The 22,975-nt window shown below is 38.6% G+C and carries 24 protein-coding genes and 1 tRNA gene; 11 read left to right on the forward strand and 14 right to left on the reverse strand.

Annotation, left to right across the window (positions count from 1 at the left end):
• Nucleotides 1-2: 2 nt before the first annotated feature.
• Nucleotides 3-563: a phosphoribosyltransferase family protein gene (locus tag MmiAt1_RS09110; RefSeq protein ID WP_318786567.1), complete on the forward strand. Its 561-nt coding sequence runs from the start codon at nucleotides 3-5 to the stop codon at nucleotides 561-563.
• Nucleotides 564-859: 296 nt separating this feature from the next.
• On the opposite strand, the gene MmiAt1_RS09115 is transcribed toward MmiAt1_RS09110, so the two are convergent.
• Together MmiAt1_RS09115 and MmiAt1_RS09120 are read right to left on the reverse strand one after the other, a co-directional pair.
• Nucleotides 860-1,456 (reverse strand): hypothetical protein, encoded by a 597-nt coding sequence (locus MmiAt1_RS09115; RefSeq protein ID WP_318786568.1) that lies wholly within the window; start codon nucleotides 1,454-1,456, stop codon nucleotides 860-862.
• Nucleotides 1,457-1,516: 60 nt separating this feature from the next.
• Entirely contained in the window at nucleotides 1,517-2,725 is a 1,209-nt protein-coding gene (locus MmiAt1_RS09120; protein WP_318786569.1) for a homocitrate synthase family protein, read from the reverse strand.
• A gap of 510 nt (nucleotides 2,726-3,235) precedes the next feature.
• On the opposite strand from MmiAt1_RS09120, the gene MmiAt1_RS09125 reads away from it, so the two are divergent.
• Both MmiAt1_RS09125 and MmiAt1_RS09130 read left to right on the forward strand, forming a co-directional pair.
• Complete coding sequence (locus tag MmiAt1_RS09125; RefSeq protein WP_318786570.1) at nucleotides 3,236-4,435, forward strand: beta/alpha barrel domain-containing protein; 1,200 nt, start codon at nucleotides 3,236-3,238, stop codon at nucleotides 4,433-4,435.
• Nucleotides 4,436-4,632: 197 nt separating this feature from the next.
• A complete protein-coding gene (locus MmiAt1_RS09130; RefSeq protein WP_318786571.1) occupies nucleotides 4,633-5,526 on the forward strand; it encodes a class I SAM-dependent methyltransferase in 894 nt (297 codons plus the stop codon).
• Nucleotides 5,527-5,577: 51 nt separating this feature from the next.
• On the opposite strand, the gene MmiAt1_RS09135 is transcribed toward MmiAt1_RS09130, so the two are convergent.
• From MmiAt1_RS09135 to MmiAt1_RS09155, 5 genes are all read right to left on the reverse strand, one after another.
• On the reverse strand, nucleotides 5,578-5,730 hold the full coding sequence (locus MmiAt1_RS09135) for a hypothetical protein (protein ID WP_318786572.1): 153 nt from the start codon (nucleotides 5,728-5,730) through the stop codon (nucleotides 5,578-5,580).
• A gap of 76 nt (nucleotides 5,731-5,806) precedes the next feature.
• Nucleotides 5,807-5,878: transfer RNA gene (locus MmiAt1_RS09140), tRNA-Gly, on the reverse strand.
• A 202-nt stretch (nucleotides 5,879-6,080) separates the two neighbouring features.
• Complete coding sequence (locus tag MmiAt1_RS09145) at nucleotides 6,081-7,214, reverse strand: TIGR04084 family radical SAM/SPASM domain-containing protein (protein WP_318786573.1); 1,134 nt, start codon at nucleotides 7,212-7,214, stop codon at nucleotides 6,081-6,083.
• Nucleotides 7,215-7,514: 300 nt separating this feature from the next.
• Entirely contained in the window at nucleotides 7,515-7,940 is a 426-nt protein-coding gene (locus MmiAt1_RS09150; RefSeq protein ID WP_318786574.1) for a hypothetical protein, read from the reverse strand.
• 427 nt (nucleotides 7,941-8,367) lie between these two features.
• The gene (locus MmiAt1_RS09155; RefSeq protein WP_318786575.1) at nucleotides 8,368-8,799 is read right to left on the reverse strand and encodes a hypothetical protein; all 432 of its coding nucleotides are present in this window, start codon (nucleotides 8,797-8,799) and stop codon (nucleotides 8,368-8,370) included.
• A gap of 784 nt (nucleotides 8,800-9,583) precedes the next feature.
• On the opposite strand from MmiAt1_RS09155, the gene uvrA reads away from it, so the two are divergent.
• From uvrA to MmiAt1_RS09180, 5 genes are all read left to right on the forward strand, one after another.
• Complete coding sequence (gene uvrA / locus MmiAt1_RS09160; protein WP_318786576.1) at nucleotides 9,584-12,742, forward strand: excinuclease ABC subunit UvrA; 3,159 nt, start codon at nucleotides 9,584-9,586, stop codon at nucleotides 12,740-12,742.
• A 252-nt stretch (nucleotides 12,743-12,994) separates the two neighbouring features.
• Nucleotides 12,995-13,804 carry a DUF1638 domain-containing protein gene (locus MmiAt1_RS09165; protein ID WP_318786577.1) on the forward strand — a complete coding sequence of 270 codons (810 nt, stop codon included), beginning with the start codon at nucleotides 12,995-12,997 and terminating at the stop codon, nucleotides 13,802-13,804.
• Nucleotides 13,805-13,807: 3 nt separating this feature from the next.
• Nucleotides 13,808-14,641, forward strand: coding sequence for a DUF1638 domain-containing protein (locus tag MmiAt1_RS09170; RefSeq protein ID WP_318786578.1), 834 nt, complete (start codon nucleotides 13,808-13,810; stop codon nucleotides 14,639-14,641).
• A gap of 285 nt (nucleotides 14,642-14,926) precedes the next feature.
• Nucleotides 14,927-15,211 carry an STAS-like domain-containing protein gene (locus tag MmiAt1_RS09175; protein WP_318786579.1) on the forward strand — a complete coding sequence of 95 codons (285 nt, stop codon included), beginning with the start codon at nucleotides 14,927-14,929 and terminating at the stop codon, nucleotides 15,209-15,211.
• 66 nt (nucleotides 15,212-15,277) lie between these two features.
• Nucleotides 15,278-15,862: a hypothetical protein gene (locus tag MmiAt1_RS09180; protein ID WP_318786580.1), complete on the forward strand. Its 585-nt coding sequence runs from the start codon at nucleotides 15,278-15,280 to the stop codon at nucleotides 15,860-15,862.
• A gap of 94 nt (nucleotides 15,863-15,956) precedes the next feature.
• Here MmiAt1_RS09180 and MmiAt1_RS09185 read toward each other — a convergent pair whose 3' ends face one another.
• Nucleotides 15,957-16,496, reverse strand: a complete 540-nt coding sequence (locus MmiAt1_RS09185; RefSeq protein ID WP_318786581.1) for a cysteine hydrolase family protein — start codon at nucleotides 16,494-16,496, stop codon at nucleotides 15,957-15,959.
• A 325-nt stretch (nucleotides 16,497-16,821) separates the two neighbouring features.
• Between MmiAt1_RS09185 and MmiAt1_RS09190 the strand changes: the two genes are divergently transcribed.
• Nucleotides 16,822-17,037 carry a hypothetical protein gene (locus MmiAt1_RS09190; protein ID WP_318786582.1) on the forward strand — a complete coding sequence of 72 codons (216 nt, stop codon included), beginning with the start codon at nucleotides 16,822-16,824 and terminating at the stop codon, nucleotides 17,035-17,037.
• A gap of 110 nt (nucleotides 17,038-17,147) precedes the next feature.
• On the opposite strand, the gene MmiAt1_RS09195 is transcribed toward MmiAt1_RS09190, so the two are convergent.
• Complete coding sequence (locus MmiAt1_RS09195) at nucleotides 17,148-17,327, reverse strand: hypothetical protein (protein WP_318786583.1); 180 nt, start codon at nucleotides 17,325-17,327, stop codon at nucleotides 17,148-17,150.
• A 237-nt stretch (nucleotides 17,328-17,564) separates the two neighbouring features.
• Between MmiAt1_RS09195 and hxlB the strand changes: the two genes are divergently transcribed.
• Both hxlB and MmiAt1_RS09205 read left to right on the forward strand, forming a co-directional pair.
• Nucleotides 17,565-18,206: a 6-phospho-3-hexuloisomerase gene (hxlB, locus tag MmiAt1_RS09200; RefSeq protein WP_318786584.1), complete on the forward strand. Its 642-nt coding sequence runs from the start codon at nucleotides 17,565-17,567 to the stop codon at nucleotides 18,204-18,206.
• Nucleotides 18,207-18,265: 59 nt separating this feature from the next.
• Nucleotides 18,266-19,378 (forward strand): pyridoxal phosphate-dependent aminotransferase, encoded by a 1,113-nt coding sequence (locus MmiAt1_RS09205; protein ID WP_318786585.1) that lies wholly within the window; start codon nucleotides 18,266-18,268, stop codon nucleotides 19,376-19,378.
• 124 nt (nucleotides 19,379-19,502) lie between these two features.
• Here the strand turns inward: MmiAt1_RS09205 and MmiAt1_RS09210 are convergent, their stop codons facing one another.
• The 5 genes from MmiAt1_RS09210 to MmiAt1_RS09230 form a co-directional block, all read right to left on the reverse strand.
• Complete coding sequence (locus MmiAt1_RS09210; RefSeq protein ID WP_318786586.1) at nucleotides 19,503-20,108, reverse strand: PIN domain-containing protein; 606 nt, start codon at nucleotides 20,106-20,108, stop codon at nucleotides 19,503-19,505.
• A 27-nt stretch (nucleotides 20,109-20,135) separates the two neighbouring features.
• Complete coding sequence (locus tag MmiAt1_RS09215; protein ID WP_318786587.1) at nucleotides 20,136-20,489, reverse strand: STAS-like domain-containing protein; 354 nt, start codon at nucleotides 20,487-20,489, stop codon at nucleotides 20,136-20,138.
• Between the two features lie 162 nt (nucleotides 20,490-20,651).
• Nucleotides 20,652-21,239 (reverse strand): hypothetical protein, encoded by a 588-nt coding sequence (locus tag MmiAt1_RS09220; RefSeq protein ID WP_318786588.1) that lies wholly within the window; start codon nucleotides 21,237-21,239, stop codon nucleotides 20,652-20,654.
• A 41-nt stretch (nucleotides 21,240-21,280) separates the two neighbouring features.
• A complete protein-coding gene (locus MmiAt1_RS09225; RefSeq protein ID WP_318786589.1) occupies nucleotides 21,281-21,631 on the reverse strand; it encodes an STAS-like domain-containing protein in 351 nt (116 codons plus the stop codon).
• Between the two features lie 288 nt (nucleotides 21,632-21,919).
• Nucleotides 21,920-22,918: an NOG1 family protein gene (locus tag MmiAt1_RS09230; protein ID WP_318786590.1), complete on the reverse strand. Its 999-nt coding sequence runs from the start codon at nucleotides 22,916-22,918 to the stop codon at nucleotides 21,920-21,922.
• Nucleotides 22,919-22,975: the final 57 nt, after the last annotated feature.

Genomic DNA, 22,975 nt, shown 5'->3' on the forward strand with positions numbered 1-22,975 from the left:
AAATGACTCAACCCTACCCGACTTATGAACTCAAAATCGCCGGCCTCACACGCTACCTCCCGATTTGTCCCGTTGACGAACATTTAGACATTGCCGGCTTCGTTATTTTTTCCGACGTCGAGCTGACAATCGCCTGCGCCACCGATCTTCTTAAGATTTTGTCTGACAGCAGCGTTGATTATGATGTTTTGCTCACCGCCGAATCCAAAGGCATACCGCTTGCCTATGAAATGTCCCGTCAATCCGGCAAAAAATACATCTTGGCGCGCAAAGGCAAAAAACTTTACATGCGCGATCCCGTCGCCGTTGACGTAAAATCCATTACGACCGAAAAAATTCAAACCCTTTATTTGGATGCCGGCGACATGGAATATTTAAACGGCAAGCGCATTCTTCTCGTCGACGACGTTGTCAGCACCGGCGAATCAATGGCGGCGATGGAAGAACTTTGCAGAATTGCAGGCGGCACGGTTGCCGGAAAAGCTGCGATTTTGGCGGAAGGCGATGCCGCCGACCGCAAAGATTTGATTTACCTTGAAAAATTGCCGCTTTTCTTCAAATGAAAAATTTAAATCAGTTTTTTTGATTTTTCTTTTTTCATGACAAATTTCTTTTTCTAATTATATTTATTTTATTTATTTGTCGTTTTTGTCTAATTGGTTAAATTTTAGCCGAATTTGTATAATTTAATGAATTTGCGATTTGTTTTCATCATTTTTTTAAAAATGGTGCCGTTCGCGCGCGGTGATGGCAGCAAATGATAACAGAAATGAGAATCATATCCCAGTTCCAAAGTAGATGGTTATATTAAAAAAGTAGATCTTTAAAATACAAAATGATGTGGATTCCATTTTTTAATTTATCTCAATTGCAAACTTTGAGAGTATTTTAATGCTTCTCTTTTGTATCTTATTAAAGACAAATGTTGCAAATTTATATGTTGAGTTTCATTTTTTAATAATATATATAAATCATCATCTTGATTTATATATATTTCATCAAATGTTATGTCATAACTTTTTTGTAATTCTATTGCTTTTTCTGAATACAAATCTATTTCATGTTCCATGTGATTATTCGTTGAAAAAATGTATAAATTATTTTCTTTAAATATTGAATAATCACCACTGTTTATTCTTTTAAGTTTTGTATTTAATGTATTTAAAAGGAAACTTAAACTATGATTTATACCATAACTATTCCCAATTGCTTTTTCGTTTTTAAAATATACATCCATTCCAAGTTTCTTTAAATATTTTAAATCCTCTGGTTTAATATCGTTTTTATTTTTTCCTTTAATTCTTGTATTATAAACGTCATTTCGAAAAAATTCGTTAAGTTGGGGTGATATTGTTACTTCAATTCCTATATTTTTTTCATTAGTTTGAAGATCAGGCATTTCTACTTGTTTCAATGATGAATATTTTTCAGGCGAATAATCTATTAAAACAAGCATGGCATATTTTTCCCAATAATTCTTGTCCTAACAAGTCATGTTAAATCATTTATTTAAAATTCATTTGTGATTATTTAAAATATTTTGAACCAAAACTTCCAACTCATCGCGGTCGACGCTTCTTTGTTCGGTTTCGGTAATGACTTTGACTTGATCAAAAAGAGCGCAGAAATCGTCTTCTTCCAGCTCGTAGCCGATGTCTTTGATAATTCCGGCCAGCGCTTTTGTTCCGGTATGTTTGCCGACGATTAAATTTCTCTTGCCGCCGACCATTTCCGGAAGGAACAGTTCGTACGTTCTCGGATTTTCAAGAATTGCAGCGACATGAATACCGGATTCGTGGGAAAAAGCATTCTGGCCGACAACGGATTTATTGATGGCGACATCAATCTTTGACGCGTCTCTGACTTCGTGAGACAAAGCCACCAAATTATGAAGATCATAACGCTCAATGCCGTATTGAACGCGCAGATTCATGAGAATTTCTTCAAGCGCCGCATTTCCGGCGCGCTCGCCGATGCCGTTGACAGTGGTGTGAATCTGAAAGGCGCCGGCTTCGGCGGCCGCCAGCGTGTTCGCAACGGCCAAACCCAAATCATCGTGGCAGTGCATACAGATTTTTGTTTTCTTTGTGTCAATCGCATTGTAAATCTGGTCCACCAAATAAGTGGCCGTCGTCGGGTTCAAAATGCCGATTGTATCGGCGATGCTCACATAATCCGCATTTCTTTCTTCCGCCATTTTAAAAGCATCAATCAGACGGGGAATCGGTGTCCGCGTCGCATCTTCGGCCGCAAATCTGACGCCGATGCCGTGATCCTTGGCATACTCGACAGCGTTCATCGCAACATCCAGCATTTCTTCCAAACTTTTGTGATATTTGTATTTCAAATGCAGATTGGACATCGCCAAAAAAATGCTGACAAAATCAACATCGCAGTCAATCGCTGTTTCCACATCCTTCTGCGTTGAGCGGCAAAGACAGCAAATTCGAGCGTCCAGTCCCATGTTGGCGATGGATTTGACAACATCCTTTTCCGCATCAGACACAACCGGGAAGCCGGCTTCGATAACTTCAACGCCGATGTCATCCAAATGCTGTGCGATCGACATTTTCTGCGCTTTTGAAAAAGCAACGCCCGGCGTCTGTTCCCCGTCCCTGAGCGTCACATCGCAAATTTCAATGTCAATGTCCTTGATTTTTACAAAATCCATTAAACTGTTGCGGCAGTAATCCGGATATTGTTCCTCATGTGTTTGGTTTTCCATTTTTGTATTTCCTTTGATTTTGTTTTTGAGTTATTTTTGAATTTGAATTTTGAATTATTCAATTAATAAGTTTGAATTTTAGTTTGAATTTTAAATTATTCAATTATAAGTTTGAATTGTAGTTGAATTGTTAAGTGAATTGTTAAGTGAATTGTGAAAATTTAAGTTATTCAATTTTGAATTTGATTTTTGTAATTTTATGAAACGGATAATTATGATAAATTCGTGAATCCATGAATAATGCAAACGGCTGAAAAAGTTGTAAAATGAGAATAATCGGGATAAACCCGGAATAAACAGTTATCGCATTGAATTGTTTTGTAAAATTGATTTTGCTGATTTGCTGAGACAGAAATCGCTGATTATTTATTGGATTTCGTATTAAACGTCTATTCAGACAGAAAAAAACGGGTATAAATATTTATGTCTTTCGTCCCTTTAGGGTTACTCAAAGTTCATTTTTGAATATTCCGGCGGACTTTTTATTACAAAAATTCGGGGTTTACGCATATGGCGGCAGAGCAAACGTTTGATTTTGAAAAATATACTGATAAATATTTTTTAAGGGCCTATGAGATCCTTCAAAAAGAAAATTTAAATCCGTTCGTCCGCGCTCAAATTTTTGTCCGCAAAGGTCCGGGAATCATGGCCGGCATGACAGAAGCCGTTACATTCATCCGAAACAATTCAGACCTGGAAAAAAACGGCGGCCGCATTTATGCACTCGCCGACGGCGAATCATACGAACCGCTGGAAACGATTTTGCTTTTGGAAGCCCCGGTCCTGGATATTGTCCGCCTGGAAACGGTTTATCTCGGAATAATCAGCTCGTCGCTTGCAATTCTGAACGACAGTCAGCAATTGAATCTCAAAAATGCCGAAGAAAGAATGCGCTCTGTTGTCAGCGCTGCCGGCACCCGCCCCGTTACATATTTCGGCGCCCGTCACTGGCACTATAAAGACGATGCCGCAATTTCCAAAGCCGCAATCGACGGCGGGGCCGTCGGCGCATCGACAGACATCGGCGCCGCTTATCTCGACAAAGAAGGCGCCGGAACAATTCCGCACGCTCTTGAAAACATTTACGCATGGAAAGACGGCAAAGACAGCGCCGTCAAAAACGCCACAATTGCTTTTGACCGTCATATGCCTGCAAATGTCGTCCGTATCGCGCTGATTGACTACAACAACAAAGAAATTGACGATGTTCTTCAAACGGCCGCGTCTGTCCCGTCCCTTGCCGCCGTTCGGATTGACACCTGCGGCGAAAACATCGGCCAGGGCGCGCTTTCAATGAAAGATTTGGAAAACAAAACCGAACCCGAGATTGCCGCTCTTTTGAAAGCATTCTTCAGCACGGAAACAGAGATTGAAGTTCCCGCAGGCGACGAAAAATATTGGTTCGGAACAGGCGTTTCCGTAACCGGCGTTTACGCCGTTCGAAAAGCACTGAATGAAAACGGATTTGAAAACATTCAGATTATGCTTTCCAGCGGATTCGGCGACGCCAAAAAAGTGGAAGCATTTACCAAAGCCGAAAAAATCATCGGAATGAAACTTTTTGACAGCCTCGGCGTCGGCGGCATTTATGATTCCCGTGACTCGACAATGGATATTGTGGCCGTCGGCGAAACCATTGATTCCATGACACCGACGGCAAAAGTCGGCCGAACGTACCGCCCGAATCCGAGATTAAAAAGAATTGTTTGAAACGAAACATTTGAAATCGAAAGTTTGAAACAAAATGAAAAGTTTGAAATAAAAAACTTGGAACAAAAAGCTTGAAACAAAAAGCTTGAAACAAAAAGCTTGAAACAAAAAGCTTGAAACAAAAAGCTTGAAACAAAGGGCTTGAAATAAAGGGTTTGAAACAAAATGTTTGAAATAAAACGGCGGTGACAGCAGTCATGACGAAACCTCAAAAATTAAGAGATTTTGCAAAATACTATTTTTCAGAATTTTCCGATGACGCCGAAAATGCCGAAAATGCCGGTCTTTTTTTGACGGATGCGGAAATTGAAATGCTTCCGGCAAACAAACAAAAAATCGGCGACATTCTTATTGTTTCAATTCCCGAAGCACTTTCTCACAAAAAAAGTGAAATCGGCAAACTTCTTTTATTGATGGATTCAAAAGCGCGGCTGGTTTTAAATGACGGCGGCATTTCCGGTCAATTCCGAATTCCGCAGCGCGAAATTATTGCCGCTCGTGACGGAACGGATCTTTCAACAGAAACAATTCACAAAGAAAACGGCTGCAAATTTAAGCTGGACACTGCCCAAATTATGTTTTCCAAAGGTAATTTGACGGAAAAAAAGATTCTAACAAAAAGCTGTAATGGTGAAACGATTATTGACATGTTTGCCGGCATCGGTTATTTTTCAATCCCGATTGCCGTTCATTCAAATCCGTCAAAAATCCTCGCCGTAGAATTAAATCCGGTTTCTTACGGGTATTTGTGTGAAAATATTCGTTTAAACGGCTTAGAATCGGTTATTGAGCCGATTTGCGGGAATTGCCGGACATCGACGCCCGTTAATATCGCGGATCGAGTTTTAATGGGCTATGTCGGCACAACGCATGAATATCTGGAAACCGGCATCCAAGCCGTCAAAAAAGAAGGCGGTTTTCTTCATTATCATGAAACCGTTCACGAACGTGATTTCCCCGACAGAGCCGCTGAACGAATTCAAAACGCAGCTGAAAAATGCGGCCGAAAAGCCGTGATTTTGGAATCCCGTAAAATTAAAAAATATTCGCCGGGTGTTTGGCATGTTGTTATTGATGTAAAACTAAAGTAAAATGAATACAACAGAGAATACAATAAATGAATAAGTAAAAAAGATTTTTAATTATTCTTTTCCGATAATATCTGATTTCGGAACATTTTCAATCGGCAGCAATTTAATTTCATTGCAGGACGGGCATTGAAGAATGATTGTTTGGACATTCATGTCTTTGACTTCCATAAAAGAAGCAGATTGGCAAATACATTGAATTCTCATTTTATTACCTCTTGAATTTATGAACCAATAACAAAAAAGGGAAACATTTCTTATTTTTGAAATGCTTCCCCTAAAGTGCATCGACCGGGATTCGAACCCGGGTTTGCGGCTTGGAAGGCCGCAGTCATAGCCACTAGACCATCAATGCAAGTTGAAATCACTGTCAAAACAGCAATCATTAGAGAGAGTGATTTTATTTAAATATTGTGGTAATTGAATCCGCCGCCGTTTTTTGAAAAATCCGATTTGTTTATGCCACCAAATCAAAAACCGTGGCATATTCCCGTTTTTAGAAATTTTGGAAAATTTACCGATTCGCGTGATGGTGACAAAGCGATAAAACAGAATTTTTAAGGAATTATTTCACAGCTGTTGTATTCAATGCCTTGTGAAAAATCATCCAAACGGATGATTCCGTCCTTGATCAGTTTTTCAATCTCCGGTTTCTTTTTTTTAAGAACATTGACCAAAAAACGAACGGTGCCGCAAACTTCATGAAAACCCTGAACGCCCCATTTCATGGTGGCGTTTGCATAAAGACAGCGGCCGCCGCAGACATCTAAAATATCGCATTTCAAACATTCGCCCGAAACATGAATCACACGCAGCTGATCAGGCCGGCCATTGTAAATGTCGCCGGCATAATAGTCGCTCATGCCGCTCATCACAGGACAGGGGGAAAGTTTTCCGTCCGTCTGCACATTATATTCCGTCCAGGCGGCACCGCAGCGCAAATGCGTTTTTTCGCCGCGCAGCAATGAATTCATAAGATTGACAAACGGATACATATGCAAAACTTTGCCTTCCGTTTTCATTCGGCTGACCCAGGTGTCCGCCAATTTTTGAATCCCGGGATTGTAACTGTTGTTTACCCAGTCCAAAAAACCCTCGCGGCGCCTTTGATAATCATTTCTCCAAAAAAGAGCGTTGAGCTGCCAGTGGACGCTGTCAAAACAAAAATCCGGATTTTCAAAAAGATGCATGACGCTTTCATAAATATCCGTTTCTTCCTGAACCGTCATACGCGCAATAATTTCGCCGCCGAATCCTTTGCCGCGAGCGATATTCGCGTTTTTTACAATCAAATCATAAACCCCGTCGCCGCGGTAATAATCCGTCAGTTCGCGGCTGCCGTCAATTGATATTGAAATCGTATGAAGGCGCTGTAAATATTCCGCCGGCACCTGATCCAGCATTGTGCCGTTCGTGTGCAGCAAAAAAGTTTTTGCCGGAATCGTGTCCATGAACTCTTTCATTTTCCCGAGTTCAAGAAGCGGCTCCCCGCCGTAAAAAATAACTGTCGCATCCTTGTCTTTTGCAATAAAATCACGCAATACCGACGTTTCATAACAAATCGTTTCGGGAACATCATAATCAACGGCGATGCCGTCGTCAAAATCGTCAAAACAGTCGCAGACTTCTCCGTAACAATAACGGCATTCCAAGTCGCAGGCCATCGTCAGCGTGATAAAAAAATTAACCATAATCTCTGCTCAAAAATACGGTGATTCCTATTTAAAAGTAATCCGAAAAAGGAGATTGTTTTTTGACTCATTTATTAAAATTAGTGCTGTTCGCGCGCGGGAGGGCGAAGGAAAGAAAGAGAAAAAGAAAGAAAAGACAGAGAGAAAAACAGAGAAAAAGACAAAAAAAAGAAAAGATAGAAGATGATAGAAAAAAGAAAAGATAGAAAAAAGAAAGGGAAATAATGACGTCGAAAAAATATGAAAAAGGAAAAAAGGAATGATTAAAAATCATAATCCTTTTCCTTTGTTAATCTGCTTTTATCTCAGCGGAATTTTTGCAATGGCGTATGTAAAGAACATACTGAGCGCCATTTGAATAATCAGGAAAAGACCGATTCCTGACAGCATATTTTCAGTAATGAATGTCGGAAGGAAGTCATATGCCGTGCTGACATACATCAGAACGATTGAGACCAAAAACAAAACTTCGTAAACAATCAGCATTGATTTGCTGTTTTTGTTGGCGCTGATGTTGAAATAACGCCAAAGCATAATCCATGTTGCCGCGTGAATTGCCAAAACCGCTAAAATTGTAATGATTGCAAGCGACACGGGATCCGGCGTTCCGTCAGGTGCTGCCGGCAGCCACGGTACGTACATGGACAAATATTTGATTAAAATAATTGAAATAATTGTTAAAATAAAATTGACAATACCGAGTTTTTCTTGTTTTGACAGACTCATTTTTGTTCCTCGTTCAATCATTCAAACACAAATTTCTAAAACACAAATAAGCAACGAATAATCAATAGATAATTAAGATAATCAACAAATAATTAACACAGACAATTAACAAATAATTAACACAGACAATTAACAAATAATTAACATAAATAATTAAAATTCATCCGTAATTAAACTGTTCGTAAGTTACGGGAATCGTCAATAAAGTAAATTGCAAAACAAATATTAAAACAAATTGCAACGATTCCGGCAATATTAACGAAAAATAAAGGTTTTATAATTTTATAAATATCGGGATTTCATAAAAAACCGGAATTTTATAAAAACTCGTCCTGATATTCAAAATATTGAAAAAAAAATCAAAAAAAAAGACCGGCGAACCGATCTTTTATTTATCTGTTTTTAATTTGCTTTTATTTTGATTAATTCAATTTGCTCGAATCGGCATCATTCGAAGCGCTTTTGAGAAAATGAATTCCGCCAGGATTAAGAAAATGAACATAATCGGCAGAACCGCATTCAGAATTGTTTCAAAGTTGATGTTTCCGATGCCGTCGGGAAGCCACTGCATAGCCATCACAAGGTAAGAAATACCCAGAATGACAATGAACAGAATTTCATAAACTGCAATAAATTTCAAACTGTCCTGATTCGGGACCAAAAGTTTATACATTGCAATTAAGGCGCCGACATTGCCGAGAACGGCAAGAATAATGTAGCCGATAATCCAGGGCATTGCATCTTGGTATGTCATGAAAATGTTGCCGGTAATTAACAAATAAGCAACCATAATGATAAACACTGCAAACAGCCACAGTGAATAAGCAGAAGTAATTTTTCTTTGAATAGATTTGACCATAAATGAAACCTCATTTTTGTTTAATTGTTTTTAACTCCAATTACTAATGCTAAAATTATTTTTCATATTAATAATTTTACATTTTGAATTGTTTTAGTCGTTCGTTTTTATTTATCTTTCATCTCTCTTTTTTTATATTGCATATTCATACAAATAAATTACAGATGTAATAGTTAAAACGTTTTTATCCCTATATAATGTTACCTTTTAATAATTAATTTTTCATCCTTTTCAATTGATTTTCACTGCCGAGATTAAATTGTATTTCTATTTACAAATAAATTTCATTTAATTTCATCATAGATATATCCTATTAATTTTATAAATGTTTCTTTTTATTGGTTACAACTTTTTATTTCATAATTTTGAACATTTATCTTAATTTTATCTGAAATCTTAATTTTTGTCGGAATTTTTGAACTTCGTCGGAATTTTGTCAAAGTCAGGTTTCGCTTGAATTTCACTTAAATTTCGTTTAAATTTCACTTAAATTTCGTTTAAATTTCACTTAAATTTCGTTTGAATTGTCATTTATTTCATATAATTTCCGATTTCATTTTTATTCTCATCTATTTAAAAAGATTTAAAAACAGGAAAATAATTGTTATTAAATTGTTATTACTTTCACCTTACAATAAGCAGGTTTTTATCCTTTACCGAAAAGACAAGGATAAAATTATTAAAAAAATTCAAACTAATATGTTTTTATAAAATTCAACGAATTTATAAAATCGAATCGGCATTCAAACAAAAACAAAAAACATTCAAATAAACAAGACCGACTATGAAAGAACTCATTATTAAAGGTGCCAGAGAACACAATTTGAAAAATATCTCCGTCACCATTCCCAAAAACCAATTAACAGTGATCACGGGCGTTTCGGGCTCCGGCAAGTCAACGCTTGCCTTTGATACGATTTACGCCGAAGGCCAGCGCCGCTACGTGGAATCTCTTTCTTCCTATGCCCGGCAATTCCTGGGAATTATGGATAAACCCGACGTGGACAGCATTGAAGGTTTGTCTCCGGCCATTTCAATCGAACAGAAAACGACTTCCAAAAACCCGCGCAGTACTGTCGGAACAGTGACGGAAATTTACGACTATTTCCGTTTGCTTTTCGCGCGCGTCGGCACACCGTATTGTCCCGACCATAACCTGAAAATCGAATCCCAATCGCCTGAAAAAATCGCGGACTTGGTATTCGCCGAATTTGAAGGCATGGTCACGATTTTTGCCCCGATTGTCCGGAAAAAGAAAGGAACTTATCAGCAGCTGATTTATGATTTAAACGCCGAAGGCTTTATGCGCGTCCGCATCAACGGTGAAATCTACAGAACGGATGAGGAAATCGACTTGGAACGCTACAAAATGCATGACATTGACATTGTCGTTGACCGCATTGATGTGGATGATGAAAACGAACGTTCCCGTTTGGTCGAAGCGTGCGAGCGCGCAACGGAAAGATCCGGCGGCTTGGTTTATGTTGTCGGAAAACCGAATTCCTACCGCAAAGAAAAAGGAACGCGCGGATTGTATCAAAAAGTTCACAAAAAGAGAACGATTGATGAAAACTCATTCGGGGACGACGAAGACGCCGATGAAATTATTGAAGTGACTTATTCTTCCAAAATGGCGTGTCCCGAGTGCGGTCTGGCTTTTGAGGAACTTCAGCCGCGTATGTTTTCATTCAACAGTCCATTCGGCGCTTGTCCGGAATGCAACGGTCTCGGTTTTAAGATGGAATTTGACGAGAATTTAATCATTCCCGACCGCAGCTTGTCCATTGCCGAAGGCGCCGTTGCCGTTTATAAAAATTATTTTGACGGCTACCGCCAGCAGCATTTGGCATCCGTTGCCAAACATTACGGTTTTTCGCCGCTGACGCCGATTCAGGATTTGACGGAAGCGCAGTACAATGCTTTGATGTACGGTTCGGATGACAAAATCAAATTCAACATGAAAATGAATAACGGAGAATTCAATTACACATCCACGAACAAATGGGAAGGCGTTCTGCCGCAATGCGTCCGCCTTTATTCTCAGACGGAATCCGATTACCGCCGCCAGGAATTTGAAAAGTTCATGCGCGTGACCAAATGTCCGACCTGCGAAGGGGACAGGCTGAATAAAAAAGCGATGTCGGTCAAGATTGACGGTTACAATATCATTGACATCACGAAATTGTCTGTTTCGGAAGCAATTGATTTTTTTGACAATCTGCCGCTGACGGAAAAGCAGCAGGAAATCGCTTCTTTGATTTTAAAAGAGATTCAAACGCGTCTTCACTTCCTGAATCAGGTCGGCATCGGTTATTTGACGATGTTCAGAAACTCGGGAACGCTTTCGGGCGGCGAGGCGCAGCGTATCCGGCTGGCAACGCAGATCGGTTCGAATTTGACGGGCGTTCTTTATGTTTTGGACGAACCGTCCATCGGTCTTCACCAGCGGGACAACAACAAATTGATTGAAACGCTTCGCCATCTGCGCGATTTGGGAAACACGCTGGTGGTGGTCGAGCATGATGAAGACACGATTTTAAATGCGGATTATGTCATCGATATGGGCCCGGGCGCGGGTGTGACCGGCGGCCATGTGGTTTCGGCGGGAACGCCGGATGAAATTATTCATGACGCGGAATCTTTGACGGGACGGTATTTATCGGGCGCCGAATTTATTCCGATGCCGGCCGAGCGCCGGAAATCGGATCAGTTTATTCGCTTGAAAGGGGCCAAAGCGCACAATCTGAAAAACCTGTCTGTTGACATCCCGACAGGCGTTCTGACGGCCGTGACGGGCGTTTCGGGGTCAGGCAAATCGACTTTGATTTATGATACTTTGTATCCGGCGCTGATGCACGCGCTTCACCATTCTAAAATGGAGGGCGGAGAATACACGTCGCTTCAGTTTGACACGAAAGTGGATAAGGTGATTGTGATTGACCAGGATCCGATCGGCAAAACGCCGCGGTCGAATCCGGCAACGTATACGAAAATTTTTGATAAGATCCGTGAAATTTATGCGGCCACGAAGGAAGCAAAAGTGCGCGGCTACACGCCGGGACGTTTTTCTTTTAATGTGAAAGGCGGACGCTGCGAAGCTTGTCAAGGAGACGGATTGATTAAGATTGAAATGAACTTCCTGCCGGATGTTTATGTGGAATGCGAAGAATGTAAAGGCACGCGCTACAATAAGGAAACGCTGGAAGTGAAGTACAACGGCAAATCTATTGCGGAAGTTTTGGATATGACGGTGGCCGAGGCTTTGGAGCATTTCAAAAAGGTGCCGTTCATTCACGATAAATTGGATACGCTGGCACGGGTCGGTTTGGATTACATTAAACTCGGCCAGAGTTCGACGACGCTTTCGGGCGGCGAGGCGCAGCGCATTAAATTGACGCGCGAACTGTCGAAGAAAGCGACGGGAAAGACGATTTATTTGCTGGACGAGCCGACGACGGGTCTTCATTTCCATGATGTCAAGAAATTGATTTCGGTTTTGAACGATCTTGTTGACATGGGAAACACGGTCATTGTGATTGAACACAATTTGGATGTGATCAAATGCGCCGATTACATTTTTGATTTGGGCCCGGAAGGCGGCAACGACGGCGGCGAAATTATTGCCGAAGGAACGCCGGAAGAAGTGATTAAAAGCAGCAAAAGCTATACGGCTCAGTATTTGAAGCCGGTTTTGGAAAAGGCGCCGCGGGCACCGCCGAAATCGGCGGAAGAAATGGAGGTCGGCAAAAAGAAAACATCTAAAACGACAGCAGCAAAAACAACCTCAACAAAAACAACCTCAACAAAAACAACCTCAACAAAAACAATTTCAACAAAAACAACTTCAACAAAAACAATTTCAACAAAACCAACTTCGTCAAAAACAACAGCGTCTAAAACGCCGGCTTCGAAAGTAACTGCGTCAAAAACAACGACAAAATAAAAACACAAAAAAAGCACAAAAAAACACAAAAAACTGATTTTTTAAATCAGTTTTAATTTATTTTTTCTTTTTCCGGATTTTTGAATATTTTTATTATTCTTGTAATTGATTCTGTTACAACAATTCGTTTGAACTCTTTTTTAGATTCATTTTTTTAAATCAATAGATTTATTTAGATTTAAATCGAATATATCTTTTTGCGGGGGCAAATCAATTTCATTTAATTTAATTTTCAAATGAGAGGTGAAAACTATGCCTGTAATCGGTATTTTAAATTGTAAAATGCTTCAGGATGAAATTGTTTATTTGATTCAGAATGATTCTGACATTCAAAATGTGACTGTTATTGAAAACGGGCAGCATGATGAGTTTATTAAAAAGCTGAATCAGGCCGGTTTAAAATACAGTTTGGCCGGCTCCTATGATTTGCTGCCGGATGCTGCTCCCGTTCAAAAAGGAAATACGGATATTTCTTTGGTTGTTTGGAATATGGAACTTGGTCTTCATGATGTTCCAAAAATTCTGAAAGAAGAAGTTTATGAGAATCTGCATCGATTTGCGCCGAAAGTAAACGGAATTCTTTTGTTTTACGGTCTTTGCGGCAATGTTTTGGCCCATGTGGAAGACGATTTTAAAGACATTGTTCCGGTTGTTATTCTTCGGGAAGCAGACGGGGAAATTGTTGATGATTGCGTCGGCGCAACGATCGGCGGCAGGACTCCGTATTTGAATTTGCTGAAAAGTTTTCACGGGGTCGGAACTTTAATTTTAACGCCGATGGGAGCGGCAACAACGAACGAATTTTTCAGTTACAAGAAAAGTCTGCGCCCGTTGTCGGAAGATGAAATTTATCAAATGAATAAATTTATGTTTGACGAAGCCAATTACAAACGCGTCGCCCGATTAGAAACCGGCCTTCATTATACGGAAGATGCCGATGATTCTTTGCATCAGTTTGCCGATAAATATCATTTTGAAGTGATTGATTTAGACGGCGGCAGCCAAAAGATTTTTGAAAATTCTTATTTAAAATTGAAAAACATAATTTCAGAGGTCGTGTGAGTTATGACTGTGATCGGTATTTTAAATTGCAAAATGCTTCAGGATGAAATTGTTTATCTGATTCAGAATGATCCGGAAATCTCGGATGTTACTGTTATTGAAAATGGGGAACAGGAAGAGTTTGTTCAAAAATTGGATGAGATCGATGTTTCTTATTCACTTGCGCCGATGATTCATTCTGTTCCGGATTTACAGGATCGGAAAACTCTTGAAACGCCCGGCATTTCTTTGATTGTCTGGAATTTAGAGCTTGGTCTTCATGAGCGGCCGAAAATTCTGAAAGAAGAAGTATACAAAGATTTAGAGATTTTTTCAAAAAAAGTTGACGGTATTTATTTGCTTTACGGGCTTTGCGGCAATGTTTTGGGTCATGTGGAAGAAGATTTCCAAGACAAATGTCCGGTCATCATCCTTCGTGATCCCGACGGCGAAATCGTTGATGACTGCATCGGCGCAACCGTCGGCGGCCGCCGGAAATATTTGAGTTTGCTGCGGAGTTTTAACAGTGTCGGCACTTTCATTTTCACGCCGATGTATGAAGCAACCGTTGATGAATTTTTCAACTACAGCAAAAACCGCGGCGGGCTGACGGAAGAGCAGATGATTGAAATGAACAAATATATGTTTGAAGCCTCCAATTATCAGCAAATCGGCCGCTTGGAAACGGGTTTGCATTACACGAAAGACACTTTGCCGATGCTTCAAAAGTTTGCCGACACATATGATTTAAAAATCTTTGACCTGGAAGAGCCCGGCAATCAGGAAATTTTTGATGATTGTTATCAAAAATTAAAAGAGAAAATCAAAAGTGAATCTAAACCGGCGGCAACGGTTTAATCTTTCATTTTTCATTTATTTTTCTGTTTTTTCATTTTCTTAATTTATTTTTCTCGTTTTTTCCATTTTTTTCGTTTATTTTTTCCTTTTTTATATTATTTTGAATTGTTTTTAAGTTCATTTTTGTTTCAAAATTTGTATAAAAACGCATCGAATATAATCATTTAAAAAAATATTTATACCGATATAGTTGTTTGAATGATTAAGGTGAAATCAATGATAATTCAGGCGAAAAATTACATTTCAACCGGTTTCGGTTCCAATGATGCAAAAACAATTTCAAATTTGATTGATGAAATGCTTCAAAAAGAGGAATCAATAACAATTGATTTTTCCGGTATTGATTTTTATTGCACTTATTTTTTTAACAGAGGTTTTACTTTTCGGCTTGACACAATGTCTCAGGAAGAGTATGATTCTAAAATAAAAGTCATCGGATTAAACAAAACCGGAACAGCTGCTTATAGTTTATCATATGATAATTCTGTTGATTATTTCAAAATACCGCTTGAAATGAGAAAAGCCCGTAATGAAGAAATTGCCGAATTAGTTGAAGAATTGATTAATTAACTCTAAAAAATTGATTTTGGGAAAATAATTCTGAAAAATCAATTCAGAAAAAATTGAGGGATATGAATGATATTTAATATTCAGTCAGCGGAAGCTATTGATTTATCGGATGTTTTTTTTGTTGACACAAATGTTTTGTATTCTGTATATTTTAAAAAATTGGAAATAAATGAAAATGATGAAAGAATTGAAGCTTATACAGATTTTCTTTTGAAATTACAGCAAAACGGGAACAAATTATACATTTCTTCTTTAAATCTGCAAGAAGTTTTACATGTTATTGAAAAAGAAGAATATCGAGATTTTTGTCGTCAAAATCGGCTGAGAATAAATTGGAAAACATATCGGAAAAATATCTTTGAACGGCAAAAAGTCAGAAATAAATTGCTTAATGCAATGCAGCAAATTAATTCAAATTATATCATTGCCGAAGATTCTGTTTTTTACTCTGATCTTTTTCAATTCGTTCAATCCTTTGAAGAACATCGTCTCGATCCGATTGATTTTTTAGTCACTTATTCAAAATACATTTCAGCAAATCAATCCGGAGAAATATTTAATTACATTACAGACGATTCGGATTTTAAAACCGATAATCGATTCCAATCTTCGGCTTTTATGAATATTTACACTTATGAAAAACAAAAATAAATGAAAACGGGCGGAAATAATCGAAAAAATAATAAAATTTATTTATTATCTTTTTAAAAAATAATTATACAATTAATTACGCAATCGTTTGTAGTCATCTAATCACAATTATTTGACAGACTTCCATTGATTGGAGCGCTCTTTCATGGCTTTCGGGCGTCACGCCTGCGCAGCAAGCCGCATCAACTTTGATGATTGTTTCCGGCAGGAAGGCTTTGAACAGCAAAGCATTAGAAATCACGCAGATATCGGTGTCCAGGCCGATGAGTTCGATTTCGTCAATCGGATTTTCACGGTTCTGCGCCTGCAGATACTGCGCCAGCTCGACGCTGCCGAATGTTTCTTTTTTAAAATTTTTGGCGCCGTATTTTGTCACGGCAGTCTTTATTTGGCTGTTTAATTCGTGACCGTAGGTGCCGTCAATTGTGTGTTCAATCGGAAGGCTGCGGCCTTCCTGCGTGTTCAGGTAATCAGCATAATGTGTGTCTTGGGTTGTGAAAATTTCAGTCCCTTTATCGCCTTCGGCGTAAATTTTGTCAACGATTTTCGAAACGGCGGCCCGGGCTTCGGCGGTTCCCAGCGCGCCGTCTATGAAATCGTTTTGAGAATCAATAACGACTAATACTTTATTCATTCTTTGTCTCCTCTCTTTAAAATATTCAAAAGATATCTGTTTTGTTTTTGTTTATTTCTTCTTCTATTTAGATTCAGTGACAACTGTGTTCAGTATCAGTTTATTTCAGCATCAGTTTATTTCAGCATCAGTTTATTTTCAATATTATTTATTCCGGCATCGTTTGTTTCAGTATCAATCTTTTATCAGCACCGTTTAGTTTATCGTCATTTATATTCGAATGCATGTGTATGTGATGCTGATTGCGTCAGCCAATGCTATTTGAATCAGTTAATGCCGGTTGCATCAGCCGGCGCCGACTGCTGCAGTGAGACAGCATTTCCATATGTATCATCTCATTTTTAGCACATCCGCTCGCTACGCGAGCGTGGGCACAGATTACCTAACCGTTTCTGTTACTGCCGCTACCTTACTGTTCTGTAATAATACAGTTGCAGACTTGCCGGCTTATCTGCTGCTGTCGCCACCGCTGTTGCTGTTGCCGCCGTTGCTGTTGCCGCGTTCGCCCGCGCGAGCCGCACATACTTTTAAAAAGAATTGAAAAACAAACCCGATTTTTAATTATCATTTTTAGTGTCATATTATTATAAACTTTTCAAATATTAATTGATTCAAATTAATTGAATTAATTTTAATTAATTTCGTTTAATTTCATTTTCTGATTTTAACCGAAACATTTGTGCTTACCGTTAATTCATCAGCTTCGATTTTGAATTCTTTCGGCAGCTCTTTGTTTGAAAGGTCGTTTCCGAGCATTAAAAATGCCGATTGCTGATTTTTTTGAACTTGGACGGATGCGAAAAAGGAGCAGAAAGGTGACGGCTGAATCATTTGAATCGCTTTAATCGCGCTACTCGCGTTATTCGCACTCTTCTTTTTCTTTTGCCGGCGGGTTTTGTCCAGTTTTTCGGCAATTTTTTTGATTTTTTTGTCAGTTTTTTATTTTTCATTTTTATTTTCATCCCAAAGCGGTTCTTTTATATGAGATTGAAATTAAGACGATATTAATTTATTAATTTATTAATTTATTTAACTTTAGGAAATCGGAAAGTCGGGAGTGGAGTATTTATGTCATCATGCGGCTGTCAGAAAGATGCTGAAACGGCATCAACGGAAATTGTCATTCAAACGATGAATCTTTTAGCGGATCAAATTAAAGACACGGCCAAAGCGGTCTCCAGAAATGATATTTATGATATGCTGGCGGCGCTTTTAACGGCCAAAGAAAAAGGAAATTCTGTTTTTGTTGTCGGTGCCGGTCGTTCGGGCCTTGTCGGCCGCGCTTTTGCAATGCGTCTCATGCATATGGGATTCAAAGCCTATGTGATCAGCGAAACCGTCACGCCCGCCGTTTCAAGCGGCGATGTGCTGGTTGCAATCTCAGGATCCGGCAACACAAAATATGTCGTTGAAGTCGCCAAAAAATGCAAGCGTGTCGGCGCAGCGGTTGTCGCGGTTACTTCAAAAGACAGGTCCGAATTAAAAGAGCTGCCGGCATTAAATGTCGTGCTGCCCGCCAAATCTAAAGAAGACGAATCGGCCGACTCCGAAAAATCCGATAATTCCGGAAATTCCGCGTCGAAAACACCGATGGGAACGTCGTTTGAAATTCTGGCGCTTGTCTTTTTGGACTCTGTGATCATGCAATTGATTGAATTAACAGGCGTGACCGAAGACGAAATGAAAGCAAGGCATGCAAATACTGAATAATTAAATCGTTTTTAAATTTTTGAAAATTATTAAAAAACTCATCTCACCGGGGAAAAATTATGTCTGATATTCAATTTTCACAAGGCGTTTCAAGCATCAACATTTCGGGCATCCGCAAGCTCTTTGAAGCTGCCGGCCCGAATGCCGTTAACTTAGGCATCGGACAGCCGGATTTTGACACGCCCGACAACATCAAAATCGCAGCCATCAAAGCCATCGAAGAAGGATTTACCGGCTACACCGCAGGTCTCGGCATTCCCGAGCTCAGAAACGCAATCAGCGACAAATTCAAGCGCGAAAACGGATTTGAAGTGACGCCCGACCAGGTAATGGTTACATCCGGCGCTTCCGAAGCGCTTTACATTACAACGGCGGCATTGGTCAGCCCCGGCGATGAAGTGCTGATTCCGAATCCCGGATTTCTGGCTTATAAATCCATTGTCAACATGCTCAACGGCAAAGATGTCAGTGTCAAAATGAAAGATGATTTGACGGTTGACCCGAATGACGTTCTTGAAAAAATCACGCCGAAAACCAAAGCGCTGATTCTCAATTCTCCCGGAAACCCGACCGGCGCCGTCTCTTCCAAAGAAGATATCAAAGCACTTGCCGAAATTGCCGACGACAAAAACATCACGCTCATTTCCGATGAAGTTTACGAATACTTCATTTACGAAGGAACGCACACAAGCCCCGCGCAATTCTCCGACAACGTTGTCACCGTCAACGCTTTTTCCAAAAGTTATTCCATGACCGGATGGCGCGTCGGTTATTTGGCCGCCAAAGGTGAATATGTCGGACAGATTTTGAAAGTGCATCAGTATCTGCAGGCCTGCGCCAGCTCAATCGGCCAAAAAGCAGCTCTTGAAGCCATCACCGGCCCGCAAGAATCCGTTACAATTATGCGAAACGAATTCAGAAAGAGACGCGATTTTCTCATCAAAGGCTTACATGAAATCGGAATCAACTGCGTTACGCCGCAAGGCGCGTTTTATGCGTTTCCCGAAGTTAAAAACTGCGACGAAGCCGCCGCAAATCTTCTGAAAAATGATGTTGTCGTCACGCCCGGAACGGCATTCGGCGAAAACGGCGCGGATCACATCCGCATTTCTTATGCCGCGTCTATGGCAGATATCGAAAAAGCGCTGGAAGTTATGGGGAGAGTTCTTTAAGAGCTCTTCTGTTTTTATTTTTGTTTTCATTTCTGTTTTTATTTTTAATTTAATTTTTGCTTTTCTTCATTTTCGGTTTTATTTTTGCTGTCCCGTTTTTGTTTTTTGTTATTTTGTTACTTTCTTATCCTGTTTGCTTTTCTTCATTTTCATTTTTTTCATATGTGTAGATATTCATAAAAACAGATGATTGAAACCGGCTATCGTTTTTAAAATCCGAATCGTCTGTGATATAATTGAAATTTTTGTTTGATTTGTTTGCCGTAAGACATTTCGGATAAACCACCAAAAAATCAATCGGATCAAGTTGATGTTTCTCAAATGTTTGAACAAATTGCAGTATATTTAAACAAAAAACAGAATCTTCTGTAATTGAAAAATTAAAATTAATTTGCTGTACGGCATTAAGCAATTTTTTCTTTATTCTTTGCCGTTCCAAGATATTTTTTCGGTATGTTTTCCATTTAATTCTTAAACGTTTTTGTCGGCAATAGTCCTTGTATTCTTCTTTTTCAATAACATGCAATACTTCCTGTAAATTTAAAGAAGAAATATACAATTTATTGCCGTTTTGTTTCAATTTTTGGAGGAATTCAGTATAAGCATCAATTTTTTTACTGATTTCAGTTTTTTCTGATTTTTCAAAATATACAATATACAAAACATTCGTGTCAACAAAAAAATCTTCTGACGGATCGATAGCTACCGCTGATGAAATATCAAATATCATTTCAATTCTCCAAAAATGAATTTTAAATTAATAAATTAATTCTTCAACTAATTCGGCAATTTCTTCATCTCTTGCCTGTCTCATTTCAGGCGGTATACTGTAATAATCAACTGAATTATCATAAGCCAAACTGTAAGCCGCTTCTCCGACTTTGCTTAAACCGATGACTTTTATTTTGGAATTGTATTCTTCCTGAGACATCAGATCAAGCCGAAACGTAAAAGCTTTTTTAAAAAAATACGTGCAAAAAAAATCAATGTCAGTAAAATCAATTGTAACAGATTCTTCTTTTAGAAGTGAATTGTCAATCAAATTTGAAATCGTTTTGGCATCTTCAGGACCAAAACCGGTTGAAACATACTCTTTGGCTTGAATAATCATGGATTTCCCTCTAAAATTCTTGTAATTCTATATAATGCAATGAATCATCAACAGTATATATCTTTTATGAAATTTTCAAATTCAGCGGGTTTATATATGATTTTTTGAAATGCATTTTTGATTCAAAATAAATTTTATTTTTTGCTGTTGTACTTGTTTTTGTTAATTTTCATTTTTTTCATATGAGTAGATATTCATAAAAACAGATGATTGAAATTGAATATTGTTTTTAAAATCTGAGTCGTCCGTTATATAATTGAAATTCTTTTTACAATTACCTGCCAAAAAACATTTCGGATTAACGGTCAGGAAATCAATCGGATCAAATTGATGTTTTTCAAAAGTATTGACAAATTGATGAATATCTGAACAAAGTATTGAATCTTCAGTAATTTCATAGACTGAATTGATTTGATGAAGTGTATTCAGCAATTTGTTTTTGACTTTTTTTCGTTCGGTTTTGTTTTTTCGATACATTTTCCATTTAATTTTGGTATGATTTTGTTTGCAATAATCTCTGAATTCTGCTTTTTCAATGACATGAAAAACTTCCTGCAAATTTAAAGAAGATACATACAACGGATTTTTATTTTTCATTAATTTAAAAACAAAATGAAGATATGCGTTATATTTTTCTTCATTTTGAGTCTGTTTCAAATTTTCAGAGTAAAGCGCATAAAGAATATTGGAATCAACATAGAATTCTTCTGATGGGTCGATAGCTACCGCTGTTTGAATTGAATAAATCATTTTATCACTTTTAGTTTTAAGATTGATTAAAAACAGATTGGTTAAAGATACTCTTCAATTAATTCGGCAATTTCCATATCAAGCTCCCGTCTCAATTCCGGCGTTAAGCGATAATAACTGACAGCTCCGTCATAAGCTGTTTGATAAGCAGCTTTTCCCGGTTTATTTAACCCGACAACTTTGATTTTTTCATCATATTCGTTTTTGCTCATTGTTTCAAAACGATAAACCAAAGCCAGCCTGAAAAAATAAGTGCAAAAAAGATCAATGCCGGTAAAATCAATTGTAACAGATTCTCCTTTCTGAAGTAAATTGTCAGTTAAATTTGAAATAATTTTAGCATCATCGGAATCAAAACCTGTTGAAACATACTCTTTGGCTTGAATAATCATGGATTTCCCTCTAAAATTCTTGTAATTCTATATAATGCAATGAATCATCAACAGTATATATCTTTTATGAAATTTTCAAATTCAGCGGGTTTATATATGATTTTTTTGAAATGCGTTTTTTGATTGAGAATACAAAAAAATGAGAATACAAAAAAATGAGAATACAAAAAAATGAGAATACAAAAAAATTGAAAATGCCAAAAATAAAAACAGGGTAATGAAAAAATTAAACGAAAAAAAATCAAACAAAAAAAACCAAAAAAAAGAAAATTGAAATATGAAATTAAATTAAAATCCGTCTAGAATCGGCGGCATTTCATCAAATTTCGGCTCGGGTTTTGGAAGCATACTGATCAATTTTTCAACCAGAGCATCAATGCCCTCGCCGGTCACTGTTGAAATTATAAATTCAATTTCACCGGGTTTCTTAAATTCATCGCGGTCGGATTTATTGGCGGCAATTATTGACGGAATCGCAAACTGTTCCTGAATTTCGTGCGCCAGTTTCAGCTGAGCGTCAATGTCGTAACCGCAGCTTTCGCTCGGGTCAATCAGAATGAGGACAATCGCATCCAAACGGCGCAAAGCGGTGATGGCCTGAAGTTCGATTTCGTTTCTTTCTGACATCGGACGATCTAAAAGTCCGGGCGTGTCAATAATTTGGTAGCGGATGTTGTCTTTTTCCATATGGCCGATCAGAATGCCTTTTGTTGTAAACGGATAAGAAGCCACTTCGGGCGTTGCATTTGTGACGGCTTTAACAAAACTGGATTTGCCGACATTCGGATATCCGGCGACAATAATCGTCGGCTCTTCGCGGACGTCGGGCAGTTTTCTGAGAACATTTCGGGCTTCGCCGAGGAGCAGAAGATCTTTGCTGATGGATTCAATGATTGAACTCATACGGCCGAAAGCTTCTTTTCTCGGAACATCGGGCGTTTTGTTGCCGCGGATTTTTCCGATATATTCGCGGGACATCGTGTGAATTTTTTCAGACGCCCATTTGACATTGTTTAAAGCTTTTTTAAGATCGTCGACGCCGATTAAAATATCTGTTAAATCGTAATAAAACGGCGGAATCTGATCAAAACTCGGAAACATTTTGTTAATGCTTCCCAAATTGTCCGATAAAATATTCGCGGCAGTCAAAAGCATCGCTTCGTTTGCCTCACAGCGCGATGTCGGCCCGTCAATGGTTTTTCCGGCCATCGTTCTGACCGAACGGCTGAAAGCTTTATCCAAAAGCTCTTCCGATGTCGGAATAGTTTTAATTTTTTCAAAAATCATAATAATAACCTGAAATCTTTTTAGAAACGCTACATAGATAAATGAAGTAGATAAGCT

This window comes from Methanimicrococcus hacksteinii (assembly GCF_032714515.1).
Lineage (GTDB): Archaea > Halobacteriota > Methanosarcinia > Methanosarcinales > Methanosarcinaceae > Methanimicrococcus > Methanimicrococcus hacksteinii.

What these genes read in the sequence shown, in the direction of transcription:
- MmiAt1_RS09110 (WP_318786567.1), top strand. Translation starts at nt 3, where the DNA reads ATGACTCAACCCTACCCGACTTATGAACTCAAAATCGCCGGCCTCACA.
- MmiAt1_RS09115 (WP_318786568.1), bottom strand. Translation starts at nt 1,456, where the DNA reads ATGCTTGTTTTAATAGATTATTCGCCTGAAAAATATTCATCATTGAAA.
- MmiAt1_RS09120 (WP_318786569.1), bottom strand. Translation starts at nt 2,725, where the DNA reads ATGGAAAACCAAACACATGAGGAACAATATCCGGATTACTGCCGCAAC.
- MmiAt1_RS09125 (WP_318786570.1), top strand. Translation starts at nt 3,236, where the DNA reads ATGGCGGCAGAGCAAACGTTTGATTTTGAAAAATATACTGATAAATAT.
- MmiAt1_RS09130 (WP_318786571.1), top strand. Translation starts at nt 4,633, where the DNA reads ATGACGAAACCTCAAAAATTAAGAGATTTTGCAAAATACTATTTTTCA.
- MmiAt1_RS09135 (WP_318786572.1), bottom strand. Translation starts at nt 5,730, where the DNA reads ATGAGAATTCAATGTATTTGCCAATCTGCTTCTTTTATGGAAGTCAAA.
- MmiAt1_RS09145 (WP_318786573.1), bottom strand. Translation starts at nt 7,214, where the DNA reads ATGGTTAATTTTTTTATCACGCTGACGATGGCCTGCGACTTGGAATGC.
- MmiAt1_RS09150 (WP_318786574.1), bottom strand. Translation starts at nt 7,940, where the DNA reads ATGAGTCTGTCAAAACAAGAAAAACTCGGTATTGTCAATTTTATTTTA.
- MmiAt1_RS09155 (WP_318786575.1), bottom strand. Translation starts at nt 8,799, where the DNA reads ATGGTCAAATCTATTCAAAGAAAAATTACTTCTGCTTATTCACTGTGG.
- uvrA (WP_318786576.1), top strand. Translation starts at nt 9,584, where the DNA reads ATGAAAGAACTCATTATTAAAGGTGCCAGAGAACACAATTTGAAAAAT.
- MmiAt1_RS09165 (WP_318786577.1), top strand. Translation starts at nt 12,995, where the DNA reads ATGCCTGTAATCGGTATTTTAAATTGTAAAATGCTTCAGGATGAAATT.
- MmiAt1_RS09170 (WP_318786578.1), top strand. Translation starts at nt 13,808, where the DNA reads ATGACTGTGATCGGTATTTTAAATTGCAAAATGCTTCAGGATGAAATT.
- MmiAt1_RS09180 (WP_318786580.1), top strand. Translation starts at nt 15,278, where the DNA reads ATGATATTTAATATTCAGTCAGCGGAAGCTATTGATTTATCGGATGTT.
- MmiAt1_RS09185 (WP_318786581.1), bottom strand. Translation starts at nt 16,496, where the DNA reads ATGAATAAAGTATTAGTCGTTATTGATTCTCAAAACGATTTCATAGAC.
- MmiAt1_RS09190 (WP_318786582.1), top strand. Translation starts at nt 16,822, where the DNA reads ATGTATCATCTCATTTTTAGCACATCCGCTCGCTACGCGAGCGTGGGC.
- MmiAt1_RS09195 (WP_318786583.1), bottom strand. Translation starts at nt 17,327, where the DNA reads ATGATTCAGCCGTCACCTTTCTGCTCCTTTTTCGCATCCGTCCAAGTT.
- hxlB (WP_318786584.1), top strand. Translation starts at nt 17,565, where the DNA reads ATGTCATCATGCGGCTGTCAGAAAGATGCTGAAACGGCATCAACGGAA.
- MmiAt1_RS09205 (WP_318786585.1), top strand. Translation starts at nt 18,266, where the DNA reads ATGTCTGATATTCAATTTTCACAAGGCGTTTCAAGCATCAACATTTCG.
- MmiAt1_RS09210 (WP_318786586.1), bottom strand. Translation starts at nt 20,108, where the DNA reads ATGATATTTGATATTTCATCAGCGGTAGCTATCGATCCGTCAGAAGAT.
- MmiAt1_RS09215 (WP_318786587.1), bottom strand. Translation starts at nt 20,489, where the DNA reads ATGATTATTCAAGCCAAAGAGTATGTTTCAACCGGTTTTGGTCCTGAA.
- MmiAt1_RS09220 (WP_318786588.1), bottom strand. Translation starts at nt 21,239, where the DNA reads ATGATTTATTCAATTCAAACAGCGGTAGCTATCGACCCATCAGAAGAA.
- MmiAt1_RS09225 (WP_318786589.1), bottom strand. Translation starts at nt 21,631, where the DNA reads ATGATTATTCAAGCCAAAGAGTATGTTTCAACAGGTTTTGATTCCGAT.
- MmiAt1_RS09230 (WP_318786590.1), bottom strand. Translation starts at nt 22,918, where the DNA reads ATGATTTTTGAAAAAATTAAAACTATTCCGACATCGGAAGAGCTTTTG.